This window comes from Blastococcus sp. SYSU D00695 (assembly GCF_054050555.1).
Genome location: NZ_JBJGZP010000026.1, coordinates 12,227 through 34,038, shown reverse-complemented (window position 1 = coordinate 34,038; position 21,812 = coordinate 12,227). Strand labels below are relative to the sequence as shown.

Genomic DNA, 21,812 nt, shown 5'->3' with positions numbered 1-21,812 from the left:
GCGATGCCGCCGCTGGCCGGCCGGCGGGTGGCCGAGGTCCTGGCCACCAGCACCGGCGGCGTGGGCACCCACGTGGCGTCGGTCCTCCCGGCACTGCGCGCGGCCGGCGCCGACGTGCTGGTCTGCGGCGCCCCGGCCACCGAGCCGCTGTTCGGGTTCCGCGCGGCCGGCGCCGACTTCGCCCCGGTCGGCATCAGCGCCGGCCTGGACCCGGTCGCCGACCTGCGGGCCGTCGTCCAGCTGCGCCGGGCACTGACCGGCGCCGACCTCGTGCACGCCCACGGCCTGCGGGCGGGCCTGGTGGCCGCCGCGGCGCTGCGGCTGCCCGGCGGCCCCCGCCGGCCGCTGGTCCTGACGCTGCACAACGCCCTGCCCGAGGGCGGCGGCTGGCGGGCGCGGGTGCTCGCCGCCGCGGAGCGCGCCACCGTGCGCGCCGCCGACCTCGTGCTCGCCGCCTCCGACGACCTCGCGGACAACGCCCGCCGGCTGGGCGCCCCCGACGTCCGCACCGCGCCGGTGAGCGCGCCGGCGCTGCCCGCGGCCACCCGGACCCGCGACGAGGTCCGCGCCGCCCTCGACGTGCCGCCCGGCCGCCCGCTGGTCGTCGCCGTCGGGCGGCTGCACCCGCAGAAGGGCTACGACGTCCTGCTCGAGGCGGCCCGCACGTGGACCGACGGCCCGCTGGTCGTCGTCGCCGGCGACGGCCCGCTGCACGCCGACCTGCAGCGGCAGATCACCGCCGAGCGGCTGCCGGTGCGCCTGCTGGGCCGCCGCGACGACGTGGCCGACCTGCTCGCCGCCGCCGACCTGTGCGTGCTGCCCTCCCGCTGGGAGGCCCGCTCGCTCACCGCGCAGGAGGCGCTGCGCTCGGGCACCCCGCTCGTGGCGACCCGCACCGGCGGCCTGCCCGGCCTGCTCGGCGACGGCGCGGAACTGGTCCCCGTCGGCGACGCCGCCGCGCTCGCCGCCGCCGTCACCGGGCTGCTCGGCGACCCCGCCCGCGCCCGGGCGCTCGCCGACGCCGGCCGCCGCCGGGCCGCGACCTGGCCCGACGAGGCCGCCACCGCCCGCGCCCTGGTCGCGGTCTACCGGGAGCTGCTGGGGCCGCCGGGGGGCGCCGCGTGAGCCGGCGCCGCGGCGCTGCCCTCGCCGCGCTGCTGGCGGTGCTCGCCCTGCTCCTGGGCCCCGCCGGCCCCGCCGCCGCGGCGCCGGCCGATCCCGGCCCGCCGGCCGACCGTGCCGTCGTCGTCGGCGTCCCCGGGCTGACCTGGTCCGACGTCACCCCCGAGGGCACGCCCCACCTGTGGGCGCTGGCCGGGGACGCGACGATCGGCGCGATGTCGGTGCGGGCGGTGCGCTCCACCACCTGCGTGCTCGACGGCTGGGCCACCGTGGGCGCCGGCAACCGGGTGCGCGTCCCCGGCCCGGACGACGGGCTGCCCCCGGTCCCGCTGCCCACCGTGCCCATCCCCGAGGACCCCGCCGACCCCGCCGCGCCGACGGCGCCGCCGGCCGACGAGGTGCCGGCGCTGGACACCTCGCTCACCCACTGCGGCCTGCAGGAACGGCTCGTGACCGTCGGCCTCGAGGACCCGGGCGCGACCGTCGCCCGGACCGCCGACGACGAGGGCACCCTGCGCTTCGGCGCGGAGCCCGCGGTGCTGGGCAGCGCCGTCGGCTGCGCCTCGGTCGTCGGGCGGGCGCCGGCGCTGGCGGTCGCCGCCCCCGGCGTCGACCTCACCCGCGCCGAGGCCCTGCCCACCGAGCCGGGAGGGCTGACGGAGCTGCTGTCGGGCTGCCCGCTGTCGCTGGTGTCGCTCGACGCCCTGCTCACCGCGGGCCGCCCCGGCGCCGACCCCACCGACGACGGCACCGAGCCCGGCCCCCGCGCCGCCGCGCTGGCCCGCGTCGACGAGGCCGTCGGCCGGCTGCGGGCCGCGGCCGACGCGCTGCCGGGCGAGACGCTGCTGCTGCTGCAGGGCGTCTCGGAGGTCAACGACGGCCGGCCGCAGCTGCACGTCGGCATGGCCACCGGCCCCGGCTTCGGCAGCGGCTGGCTGACCTCCGCCAGCACCGGCCGCGCGCCCTACGCCCAGCTCATCGACGTCGCCCCCACGGTGCTGCGGGCGCTGGGGGAGGAGCAGCCGGCCTCCGTCAACGGCCAGCCGATGCGCGCGGAGGGGGAGCGGCCGGAGCTCTCCGAGGCGGTGGCGACGCTGGTCGAGGCCAACGTCGCGGCCACCACCCACCACCGGCACACCGGCTACTTCTTCTGGTCGCTGGTCACCGTGTCCGCGGTCGTGGTCGCCGCCGGCGCCGTCCTGCTCGGGGTGCGGTACCGGCCCGGCGCCGTCCGGGGCCGCCTGGACGGCCTCGCGACCACCCGCCGGCCCGTCGGCGCGCTGCGCCTGCTGGCGCTGGCCGCTGCCGCGCTGCCGGTGGCCACCTACCTGGCCGGCGCGGTGCCGTGGGAGCGCTCCGGTGCCCCGCTGCCCGCGCTGACCGGTGCGGTGCTGGCCGCCGACGCCGCCGTCCTCGCCGTGGCCCTGCTCGGGCCTTGGCGGCGCCGCCGGCTCGGGCCGGCCGCCGTGGTCGTGGCGGTCACCCTCGCCGCGCTGGTCGGCGACGTGCTCACCGGCTCGCACCTGGAGCTCGTCGCGCCCCTGGGTTACGACCCGATCGTCGCCGGCCGGTTCACCGGCTACGGCAACCTGACCTTCGGCCTGCTGTCGGTGGCGGCGCTGCTGGTCACCGCGGGGCTGGCCACGGCGGCCGGGCGCAGGGCCCGCCCGGGGCGGGCACGGCTGGTCACCGCCCTCACCGTGCTCGGCGCGGGGGTGGTGGTCGTCGGCGTGATCGGCGCGCCGCCGCTGGGCCGCGACTTCGGCGGCGTGCTGGCCGCGCTGCCCGGGTTCGTGCTGCTGGCCATGCTGCTCACCCGCACCCGGGTGACGCTGGTCCGGCTGGGCGCCGTGCTGGGCCTGGCGGTGCTGGCCGTGGGCGCCGTCGCCGTCGCCGACTGGCTGCGCCCGGCCGCCGACCGCACCCACCTGGGGCGGTTCGTGGAGCAGGTGCTCACCGGCGAGGCCTGGACGGTCGTCAGCCGCAAGGCCGGCGCCAACGTCGACATCCTGGTCCGCAGCCCGCTGGCGTGGATGCTGCCCGTCGCGCTCGTCGCCGCCGTGTGGCTGGTCCGCCGCGGTGGCCTGCTGCGCACGCCGCCCGCGCCCGGCGGGGGGACGGCGGACGGGGTGCCGCGGGACGGGGTGCTCCGGGACGGGGTGCTCCGGGACGGCGCGCCCAGGACGGCGGCCGGGCGGGCGCGGCTGCGGCCGGCCGACGCCGCGGTGCTGCGCGCGGCGCTGCTGTCGGCGGCTCTCAGCCTGGCCCTGGGCGCGGCGGTCAACGACTCCGGCGTCGCGGTCCCCGGCACCGCCGCGACCCTCCTCGTGCCGCTGCTGGCGTGGCTGGCCACCGGTCCGGCCGAGGGGCCCGGCGTCCCCGGCGACGCGGCCGCGGGTACCTCCTCCACGGGACCGGGTGTCGACCGCGACCGTGTTACGGTCGTCTCCCGTGGGTCGACCGTCCGGAACGCTTGAGCAGTCCTTCTCCTCCACCCGTGGGCAACTCCACAACTCGCAGCCGACGAAGTTCGTCTTCGTCACCGGCGGGGTCGTCTCCTCGCTCGGCAAGGGGCTGACCGCGAGTTCGCTCGGAGCCCTCCTGTCCAGCCGTGGCCTGCGGGTCACGATGCAGAAGCTGGACCCCTACCTCAACGTCGATCCCGGGACGATGAACCCGTTCCAGCACGGCGAGGTGTTCGTCACCGAGGACGGCGCCGAGACCGACCTCGACATCGGGCACTACGAGCGGTTCCTCGACACCGACCTCGCCGGCCGGGCCAACGTGACGACCGGCCAGGTGTACTCCGACGTGATCGCCAAGGAGCGGCGCGGGGAGTACCTCGGCGACACCGTCCAGGTGATCCCGCACATCACCAACGAGATCAAGGCGCGGATCCTCGCCGGGGTCGACGCCGGGGACGGCCCCGAGCGCGTCGACGTCGTCATCACCGAGATCGGCGGCACGGTCGGCGACATCGAGTCGCTGCCCTTCCTCGAGGCCGCCCGCCAGGTGCGGCACGAGATCGGCCGCGACAACTGCTTCTTCCTGCACATCTCGCTGGTGCCCTACATCGCGCCGTCGGGGGAGCTGAAGACCAAGCCGACGCAGCACTCGGTCGCCGCCCTGCGCAGCATCGGCATCCAGCCCGACGCGCTGGTCTGCCGCTCCGACCGGGACATCAACGCCGGGCTCAAGCGCAAGATCAGCCTGATGTGCGACGTCGACGCCGAGGGCGTCATCTCCTGCCCCGACGCGCCGTCGATCTACGACATCCCCAAGGTGCTGCACCGCGAGGGCCTGGACGCCTACGTGGTGCGCCGCCTGGGCCTGCCGTTCCGCGACGTGGACTGGACCGTGTGGGGCGACCTGCTCGAGCGCGTCCACTCGCCCCGGCGGACCGTCGAGATCGCGCTGGTCGGCAAGTACATCGACCTGCCCGACGCCTACCTGTCGGTCAGCGAGGCGCTGCGCGCCGGCGGGTTCGCCCACCGCAGCCGGGTGAAGCTGCGCTGGGTCCCCTCCGACGACTGCGAGACCCCCGAGGGCGCGGAGAAGGCGCTGGCCGGCGTCGACGGCGTCTGCATCCCCGGCGGTTTCGGCGTCCGCGGCATCGAGGGCAAGCTCGGCGCCATCCGGCACACCCGGGTCAACGGCATCCCGACCCTGGGGCTGTGCCTGGGCCTGCAGTGCATGGTCATCGAGTACGCCCGCGACGTCGCCGGCCTGCCCGAGGCCAACTCCGCGGAGTTCGACCCGGAGACCCCCGACCCGGTCATCGCCACCATGGCCAGCCAGGTCGACGTCATCGCCGGCGAGCGCGGCATGGGCGGCACGATGCGCCTGGGCAGCTACCCGGCCGCCCTGCAGAAGGGCTCGGTCGTCGCCGCCGCCTACGGCAGCACCGACATCACCGAGCGGCACCGGCACCGCTACGAGGTCGCCAACGCCTACCGGGACCGGCTGTCCGAGGCGGGCCTGGTGTTCTCCGGCACCTCGCCCGACGGGCTGCTCGTCGAGTTCGTCGAGCTGCCGCGGGAGTCGCACCCGTTCTTCGTCGGCACGCAGGCGCACCCCGAGCTCAAGAGCCGCCCGACCCGCCCGCACCCGCTGTTCGCCGCCTTCGTGCAGGCCGCCGTCGACTTCCAGGAGTCCGCGCGGCTGCCCGTGCCGGTGGAGGAGTCGGAGCAGGTGGGCATCTGATGTCCGAGCCGGCCGCGGACGGCGACTACCGGCTGCTGGCCACCGAGCGCGTCTACTCGGGGCGGGTCATCGACGTCGACCGGGACACCGTGTCGATGCCCGGCGGCGGCGACAGCGTGCGCGAGGTGGTCCGCCACCCGGGCGCGGTCGCCGTCGTCGCGCTGGACGACGACGACCACGTCGTCCTGCTGCGCCAGTTCCGGCACCCGGTCGGCGGGTACCTGTGGGAACTACCGGCCGGGCTGCGCGACGCCGACGGCGAGCCGCCGCTGGAGACGGCCAGGCGGGAGCTGGCCGAGGAGGTGCGGCTGGCCGCGCGGCGGTGGTCGCTGCTCACCACGTACGCCAGCAGCCCCGGCTTCTGCGACGAGCGGGTGACCGTCTACCTGGCCGAGGGCCTGTCCGACGTCGACCGGCCCGAGGGGTTCACCGCCGAGCACGAGGAGCTCGACATGACCGTCGAGCGGGTGCCGCTGGCCGAGGCGGTGCGGCGGGTGCTGGCCGGCGGGATCGTCAACGCGGCCGCCGTCGTGGGCCTGCTCGCCGCCGACCGGTACCGCGCCGGTGGGGTGCAGCTGCGCCCCGCCGACGCCGTCTGACGGCGCGCAGGGGCCGCGCTCAGCCGATCCGGACCGGCGCCGAGCTGCCCACGTGGACGAACTCGACGACCTGGGCGGTCTCGTCCCAGACCTGCTCCTCCAGCCAGAACACGTAGGTGCCGCCGGGGGTCAGGCCCGTCATCGTGGTGCTGACCTCGCCGCAGTCGGCCCGCTGCGCGACCAGCTGCTGCGGGGGCGTGGGCTGCGGGCCGGACACCAGCGCCTGGTCCACCGCCTGCACGCGGTAGCCGCGCACGGCGGTGCTGCCGTCGGCCATCCAGCTCAGCGTGGCCGAGCCCGGGCCGGGGGTGACCGCCGGCGGGATGGTCCGGGGGGAGCTGTAGCCGCCGCACGGGGCGGGGGGCGGCGTGAACTCGGGGATGACGCCGCGCGGCACCATCGGCGGCACGATCTCCACGTCGATGCCGCGGGGCACCGGCACGGCCACCCCCGGCACGTCCACGTGCGGCTCGGGGTCGAAGACGCCGCCGTTCGGGGCGGCCGCCTGCGGCACCTGGGGCACCGGCGGCACCCGGTCGAGGCCCGCCCCGGCGTCGCGGAAGGGCGCCCACGAGGCGGCCACGTGCGCGGCCAGCTCCGTGGCCGGCGACCCGAGCACGACCAGCCCCACGGCGAGTGCCGCCACCGCCGTCCCCGCGCCGGCGCCCAGCGACCGCCGGCGCCGTCGCGCCGCGGTCCGGCCCCTGCGCCGGCGTCCCGCCCGTGCCATCGCCACCTCCGGTCTCGCCAGGTGCTTCGGCGGGGAGCGGGGCGGTGTTGAGCCGAGCGGCGCGGGAGCCGGGCCGATCAGCCCGGCGGTGCCGGAGCCCGCGGTGCGGCGGCGGCCGGCAGCCGCAGGCCCAGCCGCTCGACCTCCAGCGCGGCGAGCGCGCGGGTGGCGGCCGGGTCACCCGCCCGCCACGCCGCGCCGGTGCCCGACGGCAGCGCGGCCAGCCGGGGGAGCGGGGCGGTCGCCACGGCGCGCGCGGCGAGCAGCGCCAGGTCCGGCGTCCGGGAGTCCAGCAGCCGGGAGGCGGCCGCCGCCTCCCGCGCCCAGCCCAGCCGCCACGGCAGCCAGCGCAGCAGCAGCCAGCCCACCGGCAGCACCACCAGGACGACGGCCAGCCAGAACGCCAGGGTGCCGACGGCGTCGGTCGCCGACTGCCCGGCCCCGCCGACCGAGTCCCCGGCCGAGCCGAGCGCGTCGAAGGGGGCCGACAGCTCGTCGCCGACGACCGGCACGTCCTCGGCGACCTCGGCGGCCGACCCCATGCTGTCGGCGACCGACGCCCCGAGGGACTCGACGGCCTCACCCGGCCGGGCCAGCAGCAGCACCGCGCCGTGCACCGCCCGGGCGACGAGCACCCAGGCCACCACCCAGACGAGCATCCCCACGTCGGCCAGCACCTGGGTCAGCCGCGTGTCCGGCCGCTGGGCGTACAGGCGCACGCGCGCTCCTCTCCTCGGGTCCCGCCCCCGTCGGGCGGCGGACGCGGGACGGCGGCGGGCGGTCCCCGGCCGGAGCCGCCCGGCGCTCCTAGACTCCGCGCCGGGTGCCCCCGACCGGGGTGTCCCACACCAGACCCACGAACAGGGCCGCCGTCCCCGACGACCTCGGGCCGGCCCGGACCGGGAGCAGGCATGCGCGTCGGGGTGCCCCGCGAGATCAAGAACCACGAGTACCGGGTGGCGCTGACCCCTGCCGGGGTGCACGAGCTGACCCGCGCCGGCCACGAGGTGCTCGTCGAGCGGGGCGCGGGGGAGGGGTCGTCCATCCCCGACGCGGACATGGTCGCCGCCGGCGCGCGGATCGTCGCCGGCGCCGACGACGTGTGGGCCGACGCCGACCTGCTGCTGAAGGTCAAGGAGCCGGTCGCCGAGGAGTACGGGCGGCTGCGGGCCGGGCAGACGCTGTTCACCTACCTGCACCTGGCCGCCTCCCGCGCGTGCACGCAGGCGCTGGTCGACTCCGGCACCACGGCGATCGCCTACGAGACGGTGCAGACCGCCGACGGCCGGCTCCCGCTGCTGGCGCCGATGTCGGAGGTGGCCGGGCGGATGGCCCCGCAGGTGGGCGCGCACGCGCTGGAGCGGGCGCACGGCGGCCGCGGGGTGCTGCTCGGCGGCGCGCCGGGGGTGTACGCGGCCAAGGTCGTCGTCCTCGGGGCGGGCGTGTCCGGCATGAACGCCGCCGCGATCGCCCTGGGCCTGCAGGCCGAGGTGGTGGTCCTCGACCGGGACGTGGACAAGCTGCGCGCCGCCGACGGCGTCTACCGCGGCCACCTGCAGACCGTCACCTCCAACGCCTACGAGGTGGAGCGCGCGGTGCTCGACGCCGACCTGGTGATCGGCGCGGTGCTGGTGCCCGGGGCGCGGGCCCCGAAGCTGGTCAGCGACGACCTCGTGTCGCGGATGAAGCCCGGCTCGGTGCTGGTGGACATCGCCGTCGACCAGGGGGGCTGCTTCGAGGGGACCCGCCCGACCACGCACGACGCGCCGACCTACCGCGTGCACGAGTCGGTGTTCTACTGCGTGGCGAACATGCCGGGCGCGGTGCCCAACACCTCGACCCACGCGCTGACCAACGTCACGCTGCCCTACGTCATGGCCCTGGCCGGCGAGGGGACGACGGCGGCGGTGCGGGCCGACCGGGCACTGGCGCACGGGGTCAACGTCGTGGCCGGGCAGGTGGTCCTGCCCGAGGTCGCGCAGGCGCACGGGATGACCGCGGCGCCGCTGGAGGAGGTGCTCGTCTGAGCAGCGCAGTCGCCGCCGGGCCGGACGTCGGGCGGGTCGTGACCGGCTACCTCGACCACCTGACCGTCGAGCGTGGCCTGGCCGCCAACACCATCTCCTCCTACCGCCGTGACCTGCGCCGCTACACCGAGTTCCTGGCCGCCGCCGGCGTCCGGGGACTGGGGGAGGTCGCCGAGTCCGACGTCGCCGCGTTCCTGGCCGCGCTGCGCCGGGGGGACGACGTGCACCCGCCGCTGTCGGCGACCTCGGCGGCGCGGGCGGTGGTCGCCGTCCGCGGGCTGCACCGGTTCGCCGCGCTCGACGGGCTGGTCCCCGACGACGTCGCCGCCGAGGTGCACCCGCCCGCGCCCGCCCGGCGCCTGCCCAAGGCGCTGCCGGTGGACGCGGTGGTGGCGCTCATCGAGGCCGCCGGGGCGCTGGAGGGCCCGCGCGGGCTGCGCGACCGGGCGCTGCTGGAGGTGCTGTACGGCACCGGGGCCCGCATCTCCGAGGCCGTCGGGCTGACCGTGGACGACCTCGACCGGGGGCAGGCCGTCGTCCGCCTGGCCGGCAAGGGCGGCAAGCAGCGCATCGTCCCGGTGGGCAGCTACGCGCTGCGGGCCGTCGAGGACTACCTCGTCCGGGCGCGCCCGGCGCTGGCGGCGGCCGGGACCGCCCGCGGCCGGGCGGGCGCGCTGTTCCTCAACGCCCGGGGCGGGCCGCTGTCGCGGCAGAGCGCCTGGGCCATCCTCCGGGCGGCCGCCGAGCGGGCCGGCGAGGCCGCGGGTGTCTCCCCGGACGCGGTGTCGCCGCACACGCTGCGGCACAGCTTCGCCACCCACCTGCTCGACGGCGGCGCCGACGTCCGCGTGGTGCAGGAGCTGCTCGGGCACGCCTCGGTGACGACGACGCAGGTCTACACGCTGGTCACGGTCGACCGCCTGCGCGAGGTGTACGCGACCAGTCACCCGCGCGCGCTCACCTGACAGCGGGCCCCGGAGGCCGTGGGCAGCACCTGACGATCAAGGCGCCCGTGACAGGGTCCCGTCCTGGCAGATGCTGACAGGCCGCGGCGCGACACGGCGTGCCTGCGGCCGACATGCGTGATAGCTCCCTACCGTCGTGTCCACCCGAGCGGTGGGGAAGACCGCATCCGGCGCGCACGCGCCGGACCGGGCCGGAGCTGGAGGCGACACGACCATGGCGATCCGAGGGGACGCGGCCCCCGCCGTCGCGCGCCCGCGCGACACCGAGCCCGAGATGGGCGGTCTCGCCTCGCGGCAGGACCCGGCCCGCGCCCGGCAGCGCCCGCTGCCGGACCCGAAGCCGCTGACCCAGCACGGCCCTGCGCACGTCATCGCGATGTGCAACCAGAAGGGCGGCGTCGGCAAGACCACGTCGACGATCAACCTGGGTGCGGCGCTGGTCGAGCACGGCCGCAAGGTGCTGCTGGTCGACCTGGACCCGCAGGGTGCGCTGTCGGTCGGCCTGGGCGTCCCGGCGCAGAACCTGGACCGCACCATCTACAACGCGCTCATGGAGCGGCGGACCACCCTGGCCGACGTGCGGGTGCCCACCGACATCCCCGGGCTGGACCTGGTGCCCAGCAACATCGACCTGTCCGCCGCCGAGGTGCAGCTGGTCAGCGAGGTGGCCCGCGAGCAGACCCTGCTGCGCGTGCTGGCCGACGTCCGCGACGAGTACGACTACATCCTCATCGACTGCCAGCCCTCGCTCGGCCTGCTGACGGTCAACGCGCTCACCGCCGCCCAGGGCGTGATCATCCCGCTGGAGTGCGAGTTCTTCTCGCTGCGCGGGGTGGCCCTGCTCGTCGACACGATCGAGAAGGTCAAGGAGCGGCTCAACCCCGACCTGGAGATCTCCGGGATCCTCGCGACCATGTACGACACCCGCACGGTGCACTGCCGCGAGGTGTTCAGCCGCGTCGTCGAGGCGTTCGGGGACACGGTGTTCCAGACCGTCATCCACCGCACGGTCCGCTTCCCGGAGACCACGGTCGCCGGCCAGCCGATCACCACCTGGGCGCCGACGTCCTCGGGCGCGGCGGCCTTCCGCGACCTGGCCAAGGAGGTCATCGCACTGTGACCCGGCGTCCCGTCCTGCCCGGCGCCTCGGAGCTGTTCCGGCGCACCGACACCCCGCCGGCGCCGGAGGTCACCGAGCTGCCCAGCGTCGCGGCCACCACGACCTCCCCGGCGCTGCGCGGCTCGGCCGCCGCGCCGCGCCGCACCGCCTCGGTGCCCGGGGTCGAGGAGGCCATGCCGGGGCTGACCCTGGTGCCCGCCGGCGCCGAGGTCGACCCGCTCGCCGGGTTCCGCACGGCGCCGGCGCCCGCGGCGACCATGACGCCGCAGCCGCCGCGGAACCGCGGCAAGGCCATGCGGGCCGAGCGCACCAAGCACGACGAGAAGATCACCGTCTACCTCTCGGCGGAGGAGCTGCTGGCGCTGGAGAGCGCCCGCCTCACCCTGCGCGCGCAGCACGGGGTGGCCGCCGACCGCGGCCGGATCGTCCGCGAGGCGATCGCGGTGCTGCTGGCCGACCTGGCCGAGGCCGGCGACGACGCGGTGCTGGTCACGCGCCTCAAGGGTCGCTGAGCAGTCGTCACCGTGCGTTGAGGTGCGGCAGCGGGCCGGACCGCTGCACGTCGGCGCACGCCGACGGACCTAGGCTCCTCGCGTGAGCCAGGCGCGGGCGGACGGGCGGTTCACCGTCCGGCTGACCAACTTCGAGGGGCCGTTCGACCTGCTCCTGCAGCTGATCGGCAAGCACCGCCTCGACGTCACCGAGATCGCGCTGTCGCAGGTCACCGACGAGTTCATCGCCCACCTGCGCGCCCTCGGCGACGAGCTGGACCTCGACCAGGCCAGCGAGTTCCTCGTCGTCGCCGCGACGCTGCTGGACCTCAAGGCCGCCCGCCTGCTGCCCGCCGCCGAGGTCGAGGACGAGGACGACCTGGAGCTGCTCGAGGCGCGCGACCTGCTGTTCGCCCGGCTGCTGCAGTACCGCGCCTACAAGGAGGCCGCGGCGTTCCTGCGCGAGCGCGAGGCCGGCGCGGTGCTGCGCTACGGCCGCGACGCCGGGCCCGACCCCCGCTTCGCCGAGCAGGTGCCGGAGGTGCTGCTGGGGGTCACCCCGGAGCAGTTCGCGGCCCTGGCCACGCGGGTGCTCACCCCGCGGGAGCCGCCCACGGTCGCCGTCGGTCACCTGCACGCCCCGCCGGTGAGCGTCGCCGAGCAGCTGCTCGTCGTCCGCAACCGGCTGGCCGAGGGCGGGACGGTCAGCTTCCGCGCCCTGACCGCCGACTGCGAGCACACCCTCGAGGTGGTCGCCCGCTTCCTGGCGCTGCTGGAGCTCTACCGTCAGCAGCGCGTCGTGTTCGACCAGCTGACGCCGCTGGGCGAGCTGCACGTGCGCTGGACCGGCGGCGCGCTGCCGCCCCCGGCGGCGGACGGCGGGGACGCGGGCGGGACCGACGAGGACGGCGCGGCCGTCGAGGAGGAGTACCGGTGAGCGGGGAGGACCGGCAGCCCATCTCGTGGGAGACCCTGGCCCGGGAGCTGGCGGCGGGCCGGGAGGCCGCGGTCGCCCGCGACGAGGACCCGGCGGTCTGGGACGCCGTCGCCGCGGAGCTGGCCGCCCGGGTCGCCGAGCGGCCCGCGGTCGAGGCCGAGCCGGCCCCGCTGCCCGCCGCGGAGGTGGAGCTGCCCCCGCCGGGGCCGGCACCCGAGCCCGAGCCGGAGCCCGCCGACGAGCCCGACGTCGACCCGGACCTGGACCCGGCGGCGCTGCGCGGCGGCCTGGAGGCGCTGCTGTTCGTCCTCGACGGCCCGGTCGACGAGGAGTCCCTGGCCGCGGCGCTGCGCTGCCCGGTGGCCCGGGCCCGGACGGCGCTGGCCGAGCTGGCCGAGGACTACGACCACCGCGGAGCCGGCATCACCCTGCGCCGGGTGGCCGACGGGTGGCGGCTGTACACCCGCGACGAGCACGCCCCGGTCATCGAGCGCTGGCTCGGGCACGGCCGCGGCAGCCGGCTGACCCAGGCCGCGCTGGAGACCCTCGCCGTCATCGCCTACCGGCAGCCGGTCACCCGGGCGCGGGTCGCGGCGATCCGCGGGGTCGGCGTCGACGGCGTCATGCGCACGCTGCTCACCCGCGGCCTGGTGCACGAGGTCGGCACGGATCCGGACTCCGGCGGCGGGCTGTACGGCACCACGGCGCTGTTCCTGGAGCGGCTGGGCCTCACCGGCCTGGCTGAGCTGCCCGACCTGGGCCCGCTGCTGCCGGAGACCTCGGCGCTGCTGGCCGAGCACCCCGACGCCTGAGAAGGACCCCGGTGCCCCCCACCGCTCGCCAGCTCGCGGCGGGCCCCTGCACCGGGGCCGAACGGGGTCCTCCGTCAGTCGCCGAGCAGGACGCCGGTCAGCAGCAGCAGGCCGACGACCACGAACACCGCGCCGCCGATCCGCCCCCGCCACAGGTGGAACCGTCGCGCCCGCGCCGACCACACCCCGGCCGCGCCGGTGCCGCGCTCGACGGCCGCGGGGTTGTCGGGGGAGTGCTCCCACACCAGCCGCCGTGACAGCAGCACCAGCGCGACACCCATCACCGCGAGCACCAACCCCATGACCTGCTCCATGCGCACGACACCGATCCTCCCGCACGCGCGGTGAGCGCCCGGCGGCGGCGGTGGGAGACTGGCCGGTGATGAACGCCGTGCCGACCGACGACGCCCCCGACCACCTGCCCGACGAGCCCGCCGTGACCGGCGGCGGGGAGGGCTGGTCGGAGGACATGGAGCTGGCGCCGGCGCACCCCGCCGACGAGCCCGCCGCGCCCGCCGGCGGCCACCCCGACGGGGAGCGGCTGCAGAAGGTGCTGGCCCGCGCCGGCGTCGGCTCCCGCCGCGTCTGCGAGGACATGATCGACGAGGGCCGGATCAGCGTGAACGGCGCCGTCGTCCAGGTGCAGGGCATGCGGGTGCACCCGCGCACCGACCACATCGCCGTCGACGGCGTCCGGCTGGAGCTGCGCGACGACCGCGTCACCTACGCGCTCAACAAGCCCGCCGGGGTCATCACCGCGATGAGCGACGACCGCAACCGGCCGACCGTCGGCGACATGGTGGGCGACCTCGCGGCCGGGCTGGTGCACGTCGGCCGGCTGGACCAGGACACCGAGGGCCTGCTGCTGGTCACCAACGACGGCGAGCTCGCCCACCGGCTGGCCCACCCCTCCTACGAGGTGAAGAAGACCTACCTGGCGCAGGTGTCGGGCTCGGTGCCGCGCGACCTCGGCAAGCGGCTGCGCCAGGGCGTGGAGCTCGAGGACGGCCCGGTGCGGGTCCACTCGTTCACGGTCGTCGACACCCACGCCGGGCAGTCGGTGGTCGAGGTGGTGCTGCACGAGGGGCGCAAGCACATCGTGCGGCGGCTGCTGGCGCACGTGGGCCTGCCGGTGTCGCGGCTGACCCGCACCGCGATCGGCCCCGTGAAGCTGGAGCGGATGCGGGTCGGCTCGATCCGCCGGCTCACCCGCGGCGAGGTCGGCCAGCTCAACGAGCTCGTCGGGCTCTAGCGACGGCCTGGAACGGCCTCGCTGCAGGGGCCCGCGCCGAGCGTGCGAGGTGTGGGGGGCAGCGAGGTCCTTTAACTAGAATCGACAAGGCTCCCGCGATCCGGGCGCCTCCTGAGGGTGAACGAGGAGTGTGCATGGCCGTCCGAGCCATCCGGGGCGCGACGCAGGTCGAGGCCGACGACCGGGACGAGGTGCTGGCGGCCACCCGCGAGCTGGTGAGCACCGTGATCGAGCGCAACGGGCTCGACGGGGAGCAGCTGATCAGCATCCTGTTCACCGCGACGCCCGACCTGACGTCGGAGTTCCCGGCGCTGGCCGCCCGCGAGCTGGGCCTGGGCGAGGTCCCGCTGATGTGCGCCACCGAGATCGACGTGCCGCACGCGCTGCCGCGGGTGCTGCGGCTGATGGCGCACGTGGAGACGGACAAGCCGCGGTCGGAGATCGCCCACGTGTACCTGCGTGGCGCGGTGGCGCTGCGGCGGGACATCGCACAGTGAGCGAGGGACGAGCGGACACCACTGTGCGGGGTGATCGCACAGTGAGCGAGGGACGAGCGGACACCACTGTGCGGGGCGATCGCACAGTGAGCGACTTCCGGGGGCAGGTGACCCTCGACGGGCCGTCGGGCACCGGCAAGTCCAGCGTCGCCCGCGCCGCGGCGACCCGGCTGGGCGCGGCCTACCTGGACACCGGCGCGATGTACCGCGCCGCCACCGTCGCCGTCCTGGACGCCGGGGTGGACCCCGACGACGGCGAGGCGGTGGCCGCCGTCGTGGCGGGCGCCCGCATCGAGGTGGGGACGGCGGCCGGTACCGAGCTGGTGCAGGTGGACGGCGTCGACGTCGCGGTGCGCATCCGCGGCGCCGAGGTGACCCGCGCGGTGTCGGCGGTGTCGGCCGTGCCCGCGGTGCGCCGGCAGCTGGTGGACCAGCAGCGGTCGCTGGTGGCCGCCGCGGACGCCGTCGTGGTCGAGGGCCGCGACATCGGCACCGTCGTCCTCCCGGACGCGACCTGCAAGATCTACCTGACCGCCGCGCCGGAGGCCCGCGCCGAGCGCCGTGCCGGCCAGCTGGGCGTCAGCGACGCCGCGGAGATCGCCGCGATCGCCGCGGACCTGCGCCGCCGCGACGAGTACGACAGCAGCCGGGCGGACAGCCCGCTGCGGCCGGCCGCCGACGCGGTCGTCGTCGACAGCACCGACCTGGACCGCGACCAGGTCGTCGAGCGCGTGGTCGAGCTGGCCCGCGAGTCCGTGGGGGTGTCCCGGTGAGCGAGGAGGGGACCGGCGGCCCGCTGCCGGTCGTCGCGATCGTCGGCCGGCCCAACGTCGGCAAGTCGACGCTGGTCAACCGGGTGCTGGGGCGCCGCGCCGCCGTCGTCCAGGACGTGCCGGGCGTGACCCGCGACCGCATCTCCTACGAGGCGCTGTGGAACGGCAAGCGCTTCACCGTCACCGACACCGGCGGCTGGGACCCCAAGGCCGAGGGCCTGGGCGCGTCGATCAGCCGGCAGGCCGAGTTCGCGATGCGCACGGCCGACGTGATCGTGCTCGTCGTCGACAGCTCGGTGGGCGCGACCGACACCGACCTGGCCGCCGCGCGGATCCTGCGCCGCAGCGACCGCCCGGTGATCCTCGTGGCCAACAAGGTCGACGACGAGCGCAGCGAGGCCGGCGCGGCGGAGCTGTGGTCGCTGGGCCTGGGCGAGCCGCAGCCGATCAGCGCCCTGCACGGCCGCGGCGCCGGTGACCTGCTCGACCTGATCCTGGACGCGCTGCCCGAGGCGCCGCGCGAGCAGGAGGACGAGGGCGGCCCGCGCCGGGTCGCGCTCGTGGGCCGGCCGAACGTCGGCAAGTCCAGCCTGCTCAACCGGCTGGCCAAGGAGGAGCGGTCGGTCGTCGACTCCGTCGCCGGCACCACCGTGGACCCGGTCGACTCGATCATCACCCTCGGCGGGGAGGAGTGGCGGTTCGTCGACACCGCCGGGCTGCGCCGCAAGGTCAACACCGCCAGCGGCATGGAGTACTACGCCAGCCTGCGCACCGAGGCCGCCATCCAGGCCGCCGAGGTCGCCGTCGTGCTGCTGGCCGCCGACGAGGTGATCAGCGAGCAGGACCAGCGGGTCATCACCCAGGTGATCGAGGCCGGCCGGGCGCTGGTCATCGCGATCAACAAGTGGGACCTGCTCGACGAGGACCGCCACCACCAGCTGGAGCGCGAGGTCGAGCGCGACCTGGCGCGGGTCAAGTGGGCCAGCCGGGTCAACATCTCGGCCAAAGGCGGCCGCGGCGTCGGCAAGCTCGCCGACCACCTGCGTGCCGCGCTCGCCGCGTGGGAGACCCGGGTGCCGACCGCGGAGCTCAACCAGTACGTGCGCGCGCTGGTGCAGGAGACCCCGCCGCCGGCCCGCGGCGGTCGCGCCCCGAAGATCAAGTACGTGACGCAGGCCGACGTCCGCCCACCGCGGTTCGTCGTGTTCTCCACCGGCTTCCTCGAGGCCGGCTACCGGCGGTTCCTGGAGCGCAAGCTGCGCGAGCGGTGGGGCTTCGCCGGGACGCCGATCGACATCTCGGTCAAGGTCCGCGAGGGCCGGGAGAGCGAGCGCCGCAGGGGACTGGGCGGCTAGCTCCCGGGCGGCGATGACTTCCGCCGCCGGGGCGGGTCGGTACCACGAGGAGACCGATCCGCCCCGGGAGGCAGCCATGACCGCACTGCAGACGCACACCCTCGAGGTCCCGGGGGCGGTGCTCGCCTTCGACGTCCGGCCCGGGGACGGCACGTCCGCCGAGCCGCCGCTGTTCGTGCTGGGCTCGCCGATGGGGGCCGAGGGGTTCACCACGATGGCCGGGCTGTTCCCGGAGCGGACCGTGGTCACCTACGACCCGCGCGGGGCCGGGCGCAGCCGGCGCACCGACGGCGCGGCGACGACGTCGCCGGAGGAGCACGCCGACGACCTGGCGCGGGTGCTGGAGGTGGTCGGGGGCGGCCCCGCCGACGTCCTGGCCAGCAGCGGGGGAGCGGTCAACGCGCTGGTGCTGGTGGCCCGCCGTCCGGAGCTGGTCCGCACGCTGGTGGCGCACGAGCCGCCGGCCGTGGCACTGCTGCCGGACCGGGAGCAGGCCGAGGCCGCGTGCCGGCACGTGGCCGAGACCTACCAGCGGTCGGGCTACGGCGCCGGCATGGCGGAGTTCATCCGGATGGTCATGCACTCCGGGCCGATCCCCGCCGACTGGGCGGACCACCCCGCCGACCCGGCGGCGTTCGGCCTGCCGACGGAGGACGACGGCTCGCGGGACGACGTGCTGCTCGCCCAGAACATGACGACCAACCCGCTGCACGCGCTGGACGTCGAGGCGCTGCGGCGGGCGTCCACCCGCATCGTGCCCGCGGTCGGCGCCGGGTCGGCCGGGCAGCTGGCCCACCGGGGCGGCGAGGCGGTGGCGGAGGCGCTCGGCGTGCCGGCGGTCGTGTTCCCCGGGGACCACGGCAGCTGGCTGGACACCCCGATGGGCGAGCCGGTGGACGCCGTCGCGTTCGCCGCGCGGCTGCGCGAGGTGCTCGGCGTCGGGGTGCTGACCGAGGCCCCGGCCGGCGGCTGACCCGCGGCCGACCCCACGCGGAGGTGCCGGGCCCGTGCGGTAACCTGCTCCGGTAGCGATCGGGCGGCGCCAGCCGCCCGCCGCTCGGGCTGTAGCGCAGCTTGGTAGCGCACTTGACTGGGGGTCAAGGGGTCGCAGGTTCAAATCCTGTCAGCCCGACAGAGAGACAGCAGGTCAGAGGCGGGTCGTCCGGTCAGGACGGCCCGCCTCCGTGCTGTCCGTGCCGTGTCGCTGCGCTGCCATCGGCTGGCGCAGGACGCGCTACCCCGTGGGGGCGCCGGCGTGCGGCGATGGGAGTCCGGCGCCGGAGGCGCGCCGGCAGTCCCCACGAGAGGCAGGAACGGTGCAGAGCACGCAGATCCGGTTCGCCGCACGCCCCGAGGGCGAGCCCGAGGACCGCCACTTCGAGACGGTCCGCGAGGACCTGCCCGAGCTGGGCGAGGGGCAGGTGCTGCTGCGGACGATCTACCTGTCGCTGGACCCGTACATGCGCAGCCGGATGAGCACGGCCAAGTCCTACGCCGAACCCTGGGAGGTCGGCCAGGTGTGCATGGGGGCGACGGTCTGCGAGGTCGTCGAGTCCCGGTCGCAGCACCTGCAGACCGGTGCGGTCGTGCTGGCCTACACCGGCTGGCAGACCCACGCCGTCGTCAGCGACCGGATGGTCATGCCGCTGGACCCCGGGCAGGCCCCGGTGTCGACCGCGCTGGGCGTGCTGGGCATGCCCGGCTTCACCGGCTACGCCGGGCTGCTGGAGATCGGCCGCCCGGAGGCGGGGGAGACCGTCGTCGTCGCGGCCGCGACCGGCCCGGTGGGCTCCGTCGTCGGGCAGGTCGCCCGGGTGAAGGGCGCGCGGGCGGTGGGCATCGCCGGGGGGCCGGAGAAGTGCCGGGTGCTCCTCGAGGAGTTCGGCTTCGACGCCGCCGTCGACCACCGGTCGCCCGACTTCGCCGAGCAGCTCGCCGCGGCCACCCCCGACGGCGTGGACGTCTACTTCGAGAACGTCGGCGGCCCCGTCGGTGCGGCCGTGATCGAGCGGCTCAACCGCTTCGCCCGCGTGCCCGTGTGCGGCCTGGTCTCCAGCTACAACGGCGCGACGGCGCCCGGTGACCAGAACGGTCTGCACACCTTCCTGCGCCGCGTGCTGAGCTACAGCCTGCAGGTGCGGGGCTTCGTGCAGGACGAGTTCCTGCCCACCCACCACGAGGCCTTCCTCCGTGACATGGCCGGGTGGCTGCGCGACGGGTCGGTGCGCTACCGGGAGGACGTCGTCGAGGGCCTGGAGAACGCTCCGGAGGCGTTCCGCGGGCTGCTGGCCGGACGCAACCTCGGCAAGCTGCTGATCCGCGTGGGCGAGGACCCCACCGCCGGCTGACCCGCCGCGGCGGCCGTCCGGCCTCGTCAGCGGCCGGTGCGGCGCCAGGCACCCGCCGCGGCGGCGCGCACCACGTAGTCCTCGAAGGTCCGCGCCGGGCGGCCCAGCACCCGCGCGACGTCGTCGGTGGGCTCGGCCGGGCCGCCCTGGGCCATCAGCCAGAACATCCCGACGACGTGCTCGGCGTGCAGCGCGGGGACCCCGTGGGCGGTCAGCATCCCGGCGTACTCCTCGCCGGACACCTCGCGGTAGGCGATGTCCTCGCCGGAGATGCGGGCGATGGTCTCGGTGGCCTCGGCGAAGGTGTAGGACCGGGGGCCGGTGAGCTCGTACGCGCGGCCGGCGTGCGCGTCCGGGTCGGTCAGGGCCGCCACGGCGACGTCGGCGATGTCCTCGGCGTCGATGAACACCTCGGTGACCCCCGCAGCCGGCAGGGCGAGCTCCCCGGCCAGCAGCGGCTCGTGGAACACGTCCTCGTCGAAGTTCTGGTCGAAGTTGGTGGGCCGCAGCATGGTCCAGCTCATCGAGGAGGCCTGCACGGCCTTCTCGGTGGCGTTCATGTCCTGCCCGAAGTCGGCGTCACCCCAGTCGCCGGCGCCCCGGGCGGACAGCACCACGACGTGCCGCACCCCGGCGGCCTCGGCGCGCTCCACGAAGGGCCGCGCGTGCGCCGGGTCGCCCGGCGGGACGAGGTACATGGTGGTGACGTCCTGGAGGGCCGCGTCCCACGTGGAGGGGTCGGACCAGTCCAGGCGCACCCGGCTGGAGCGGGACGCGGCGCGCACGTCGGCGCCCCGCAGGCGCAGTCGGGGCAGGACGCGGCGGGCGGTCTTGCCGGTGGCTCCGGTGACGAGGACGAGGTCGCTGTTCACCACCCCAGACAACGCGGGGCCGCCGAGACGCACCATGGGTGATCGGCCGGGATGCCTGCGTGTGCGTCTACGGTCGGGGTGTGGACGCCCTCAGCGACATGGTCCGTGGCGTGCGGGCGCACGGCTCGGTCTTCGCCAGCTCGACCCTGGCCCCGCCGTGGTCCCTGCAGTTCCCGTCGGCGGGGCCGCTGACGTTGTGCGCGGTGCTCGAGGGCGAGGGGTGGGTGCTGGTCGACGGGCAGCGACCGGAGCGGGTGGGGCCGGGGGAGATCGTGCTCGTGCGGCCGGCGTTCTCGTTCGTCGACCGGGTGGGCACGACGGCGCAGCCCCTGGTGTGCGACGAGACCTGCCTGCTGCCCGAGTGGGGCGGGACCCTCCACCGGCGGGGCTGGCGCGACGCGCCCCGCGAGGACCCGCCGCCGCCCGGGGCGACGACGCTGATCGTGGGCGCGTACACGACCGACGGCGAGATCGGCAGCCGGCTCCTGCAGGCCCTGCCCGCCGTCGTGCGGCTCCCGGGCGGCGGCAGCACCGAGGCGGTCCTGCGGCACCTCGCCGAGGAGGTGGCCCAGGACAGCCCCGGTCAGCAGGTGGTCCTGGACCGGCTGCTGGACTGGATGCTGGTGTGCGGGCTGCGGGAGTGGTTCGAGCTCCCGGGCAGCCGGCCGCCGTCGTGGTGGGCGGCCCAGCGGGACCCGGTCGTGGGGGAGGCCCTGCGGCACCTGCACGACGACCCGGCCGCCCCGTGGACCGTCGCCTCGCTCGCCGAGCGGGTCGGGGTCGCCCGCGCCACGCTCGCGAAGCGGTTCACCGCCGTCGTCGGGGAACCACCGCTGGGCTACCTGACGCGCTGGCGGATGACGCTGGCCGCGGACCTGCTGGTGCGTCATCCCGAGCTGGGCCTGGCGGCGGTCGCGCGGCGCGTCGGGTACGCCGACCCGTTCGGGTTCAGCGCCGCGTTCAAGCGCGTGCAGGGGCTGAACCCCACCCAGTGGCGCGCCCGCCCTCCGGGGGCGTCGGCGGGCGAGCTCCGGGCAGGTGGCTGAGCGGGGCGGGAGCCGGCCGGGCCCCGAGGGGCCGGACGGCCGGCGTCAGCGCCCGCGGAGCTCGCCGCCGTGCACGGTCAGGGCGTACACGACGAGGACGTCGATCGTGATGACGATGCAGCTCCAGACCGGGTACGCGGGCAGCCAGGCGATGTTCACCAGCGCGCTCAGCACGGCGAGGACGACGCCGACCGCGCGGGCGGCGACGTTGCCCGACAGCACCCCGACGCCGCTCAGCACGACCAGGACGCCGAGCAGCAGGTGGGCCCAGCCCCAGGCGGTGTAGTCCACCTCCACCAGCAGCCCGCTCGACGGCACCCGGTAGTAGTCCTCGTCGAAGATCGCGACGAGGCCCTCCAGGGCGTGCAGCGAGCCGAGCAGGATCATCATCGACGCCGCGAAGACCGCCCACACCGCCCACCGGGTCGTCGGGCGCTCGGTGGGCCGCAGGTGCCCGGGGCGCGGGTCGGCGTGCGGCCGGGACGAGGTCAGGTCGGGCATGGCATCTCCTCGGTCGGCCCGACGGCGGCTGCGCCGCCCGGGTGGGGTGCCACCGTCGCGCGTGCGCGCCGGCTCGCGCGTCACTCGTTCCGGGTGAGCGGGGGCGCCGCCGTGCCGGCGGACGGGCCGGCGGTCACCCACCGCTGGTGAGGCGCGCCCGCG

General features: G+C 76.4%; 22 protein-coding genes and 1 tRNA gene. 18 read left to right on the top strand and 5 right to left on the bottom strand.

Annotated elements, in window-relative coordinates; all coding sequences use genetic code 11:
- Positions 1 to 3: 3 nt before the first annotated feature.
- From ACI781_RS15760 to ACI781_RS15745, 4 genes are read left to right on the top strand one after another with little or no spacing between them, the layout of a single operon-like run.
- Complete coding sequence (locus ACI781_RS15760) at positions 4 to 1,125, top strand: glycosyltransferase family 4 protein (RefSeq protein WP_456567079.1); 1,122 nt, start codon at positions 4 to 6, stop codon at positions 1,123 to 1,125.
- On the top strand, positions 1,122 to 3,599 hold the full coding sequence (locus ACI781_RS15755) for a hypothetical protein (protein WP_456567063.1): 2,478 nt from the start codon (positions 1,122 to 1,124) through the stop codon (positions 3,597 to 3,599). The genes ACI781_RS15760 and ACI781_RS15755 overlap by 4 nt, the downstream gene beginning before the upstream one ends.
- A complete protein-coding gene (locus ACI781_RS15750; protein WP_456567062.1) occupies positions 3,574 to 5,325 on the top strand; it encodes a CTP synthase in 1,752 nt (583 codons plus the stop codon). Before ACI781_RS15755 ends, ACI781_RS15750 begins: the two co-directional genes overlap by 26 nt.
- Positions 5,325 to 5,924: an NUDIX domain-containing protein gene (locus tag ACI781_RS15745; RefSeq protein ID WP_456567061.1), complete on the top strand. Its 600-nt coding sequence runs from the start codon at positions 5,325 to 5,327 to the stop codon at positions 5,922 to 5,924. Before ACI781_RS15750 ends, ACI781_RS15745 begins: the two co-directional genes overlap by 1 nt.
- 19 nt (positions 5,925 to 5,943) lie before the next feature.
- Here the strand turns inward: ACI781_RS15745 and ACI781_RS15740 are convergent, their stop codons facing one another.
- Both ACI781_RS15740 and ACI781_RS15735 read right to left on the bottom strand, forming a co-directional pair.
- Complete coding sequence (locus ACI781_RS15740) at positions 5,944 to 6,570, bottom strand: hypothetical protein (protein WP_456567060.1); 627 nt, start codon at positions 6,568 to 6,570, stop codon at positions 5,944 to 5,946.
- 161 nt (positions 6,571 to 6,731) lie between these two features.
- A complete protein-coding gene (locus ACI781_RS15735; protein WP_456567059.1) occupies positions 6,732 to 7,373 on the bottom strand; it encodes a hypothetical protein in 642 nt (213 codons plus the stop codon).
- A gap of 192 nt (positions 7,374 to 7,565) precedes the next feature.
- Between ACI781_RS15735 and ald the strand changes: the two genes are divergently transcribed.
- From ald to scpB, 6 genes are all read left to right on the top strand, one after another.
- Positions 7,566 to 8,681: an alanine dehydrogenase gene (gene ald / locus ACI781_RS15730; protein ID WP_456567058.1), complete on the top strand. Its 1,116-nt coding sequence runs from the start codon at positions 7,566 to 7,568 to the stop codon at positions 8,679 to 8,681.
- A gap of 38 nt (positions 8,682 to 8,719) precedes the next feature.
- The gene (locus ACI781_RS15725) at positions 8,720 to 9,646 is read left to right on the top strand and encodes a site-specific tyrosine recombinase XerD (RefSeq protein WP_456567057.1); all 927 of its coding nucleotides are present in this window, start codon (positions 8,720 to 8,722) and stop codon (positions 9,644 to 9,646) included.
- 214 nt (positions 9,647 to 9,860) lie between these two features.
- The gene (locus tag ACI781_RS15720) at positions 9,861 to 10,766 is read left to right on the top strand and encodes a ParA family protein (protein ID WP_456567056.1); all 906 of its coding nucleotides are present in this window, start codon (positions 9,861 to 9,863) and stop codon (positions 10,764 to 10,766) included.
- Positions 10,763 to 11,278: a hypothetical protein gene (locus tag ACI781_RS15715; protein WP_456567055.1), complete on the top strand. Its 516-nt coding sequence runs from the start codon at positions 10,763 to 10,765 to the stop codon at positions 11,276 to 11,278. Before ACI781_RS15720 ends, ACI781_RS15715 begins: the two co-directional genes overlap by 4 nt.
- Before the next feature lie 82 nt (positions 11,279 to 11,360).
- Positions 11,361 to 12,194 carry a segregation and condensation protein A gene (locus tag ACI781_RS15710; protein ID WP_456567054.1) on the top strand — a complete coding sequence of 278 codons (834 nt, stop codon included), beginning with the start codon at positions 11,361 to 11,363 and terminating at the stop codon, positions 12,192 to 12,194.
- A complete protein-coding gene (scpB, locus tag ACI781_RS15705; protein ID WP_456567053.1) occupies positions 12,191 to 13,006 on the top strand; it encodes an SMC-Scp complex subunit ScpB in 816 nt (271 codons plus the stop codon). Before ACI781_RS15710 ends, scpB begins: the two co-directional genes overlap by 4 nt.
- Before the next feature lie 74 nt (positions 13,007 to 13,080).
- Here scpB and ACI781_RS15700 read toward each other — a convergent pair whose 3' ends face one another.
- Positions 13,081 to 13,326, bottom strand: coding sequence for a hypothetical protein (locus ACI781_RS15700; protein WP_456567052.1), 246 nt, complete (start codon positions 13,324 to 13,326; stop codon positions 13,081 to 13,083).
- A gap of 62 nt (positions 13,327 to 13,388) precedes the next feature.
- On the opposite strand from ACI781_RS15700, the gene ACI781_RS15695 reads away from it, so the two are divergent.
- The 7 genes from ACI781_RS15695 (at position 13,389) to ACI781_RS15665 (ending at position 19,231) form a co-directional block, all read left to right on the top strand.
- Positions 13,389 to 14,258 carry a pseudouridine synthase gene (locus ACI781_RS15695; RefSeq protein ID WP_456567051.1) on the top strand — a complete coding sequence of 290 codons (870 nt, stop codon included), beginning with the start codon at positions 13,389 to 13,391 and terminating at the stop codon, positions 14,256 to 14,258.
- Between the two features lie 134 nt (positions 14,259 to 14,392).
- The gene (gene aroH, locus ACI781_RS15690; protein ID WP_456567050.1) at positions 14,393 to 14,755 is read left to right on the top strand and encodes a chorismate mutase; all 363 of its coding nucleotides are present in this window, start codon (positions 14,393 to 14,395) and stop codon (positions 14,753 to 14,755) included.
- 86 nt (positions 14,756 to 14,841) lie between these two features.
- Positions 14,842 to 15,528, top strand: a complete 687-nt coding sequence (gene cmk, locus ACI781_RS15685) for a (d)CMP kinase (RefSeq protein WP_456567049.1) — start codon at positions 14,842 to 14,844, stop codon at positions 15,526 to 15,528.
- The gene (gene der / locus ACI781_RS15680; protein ID WP_456567048.1) at positions 15,525 to 16,883 is read left to right on the top strand and encodes a ribosome biogenesis GTPase Der; all 1,359 of its coding nucleotides are present in this window, start codon (positions 15,525 to 15,527) and stop codon (positions 16,881 to 16,883) included. Before cmk ends, der begins: the two co-directional genes overlap by 4 nt.
- Before the next feature lie 76 nt (positions 16,884 to 16,959).
- Positions 16,960 to 17,856: an alpha/beta fold hydrolase gene (locus ACI781_RS15675; RefSeq protein WP_456567047.1), complete on the top strand. Its 897-nt coding sequence runs from the start codon at positions 16,960 to 16,962 to the stop codon at positions 17,854 to 17,856.
- A gap of 85 nt (positions 17,857 to 17,941) precedes the next feature.
- Positions 17,942 to 18,015, top strand: a tRNA-Pro gene (locus tag ACI781_RS15670).
- A 184-nt stretch (positions 18,016 to 18,199) separates the two neighbouring features.
- Positions 18,200 to 19,231, top strand: a complete 1,032-nt coding sequence (locus ACI781_RS15665; RefSeq protein WP_456567046.1) for an NADP-dependent oxidoreductase — start codon at positions 18,200 to 18,202, stop codon at positions 19,229 to 19,231.
- Positions 19,232 to 19,257: 26 nt separating this feature from the next.
- Here the strand turns inward: ACI781_RS15665 and ACI781_RS15660 are convergent, their stop codons facing one another.
- Positions 19,258 to 20,103 carry an NAD(P)H-binding protein gene (locus ACI781_RS15660; RefSeq protein ID WP_456567045.1) on the bottom strand — a complete coding sequence of 282 codons (846 nt, stop codon included), beginning with the start codon at positions 20,101 to 20,103 and terminating at the stop codon, positions 19,258 to 19,260.
- Between the two features lie 80 nt (positions 20,104 to 20,183).
- On the opposite strand from ACI781_RS15660, the gene ACI781_RS15655 reads away from it, so the two are divergent.
- Positions 20,184 to 21,149: an AraC family transcriptional regulator gene (locus ACI781_RS15655; RefSeq protein WP_456567044.1), complete on the top strand. Its 966-nt coding sequence runs from the start codon at positions 20,184 to 20,186 to the stop codon at positions 21,147 to 21,149.
- 45 nt (positions 21,150 to 21,194) lie between these two features.
- On the opposite strand, the gene ACI781_RS15650 is transcribed toward ACI781_RS15655, so the two are convergent.
- Positions 21,195 to 21,650 carry a DUF7144 family membrane protein gene (locus tag ACI781_RS15650; RefSeq protein ID WP_456567043.1) on the bottom strand — a complete coding sequence of 152 codons (456 nt, stop codon included), beginning with the start codon at positions 21,648 to 21,650 and terminating at the stop codon, positions 21,195 to 21,197.
- Positions 21,651 to 21,812 lie beyond the last annotated feature (162 nt).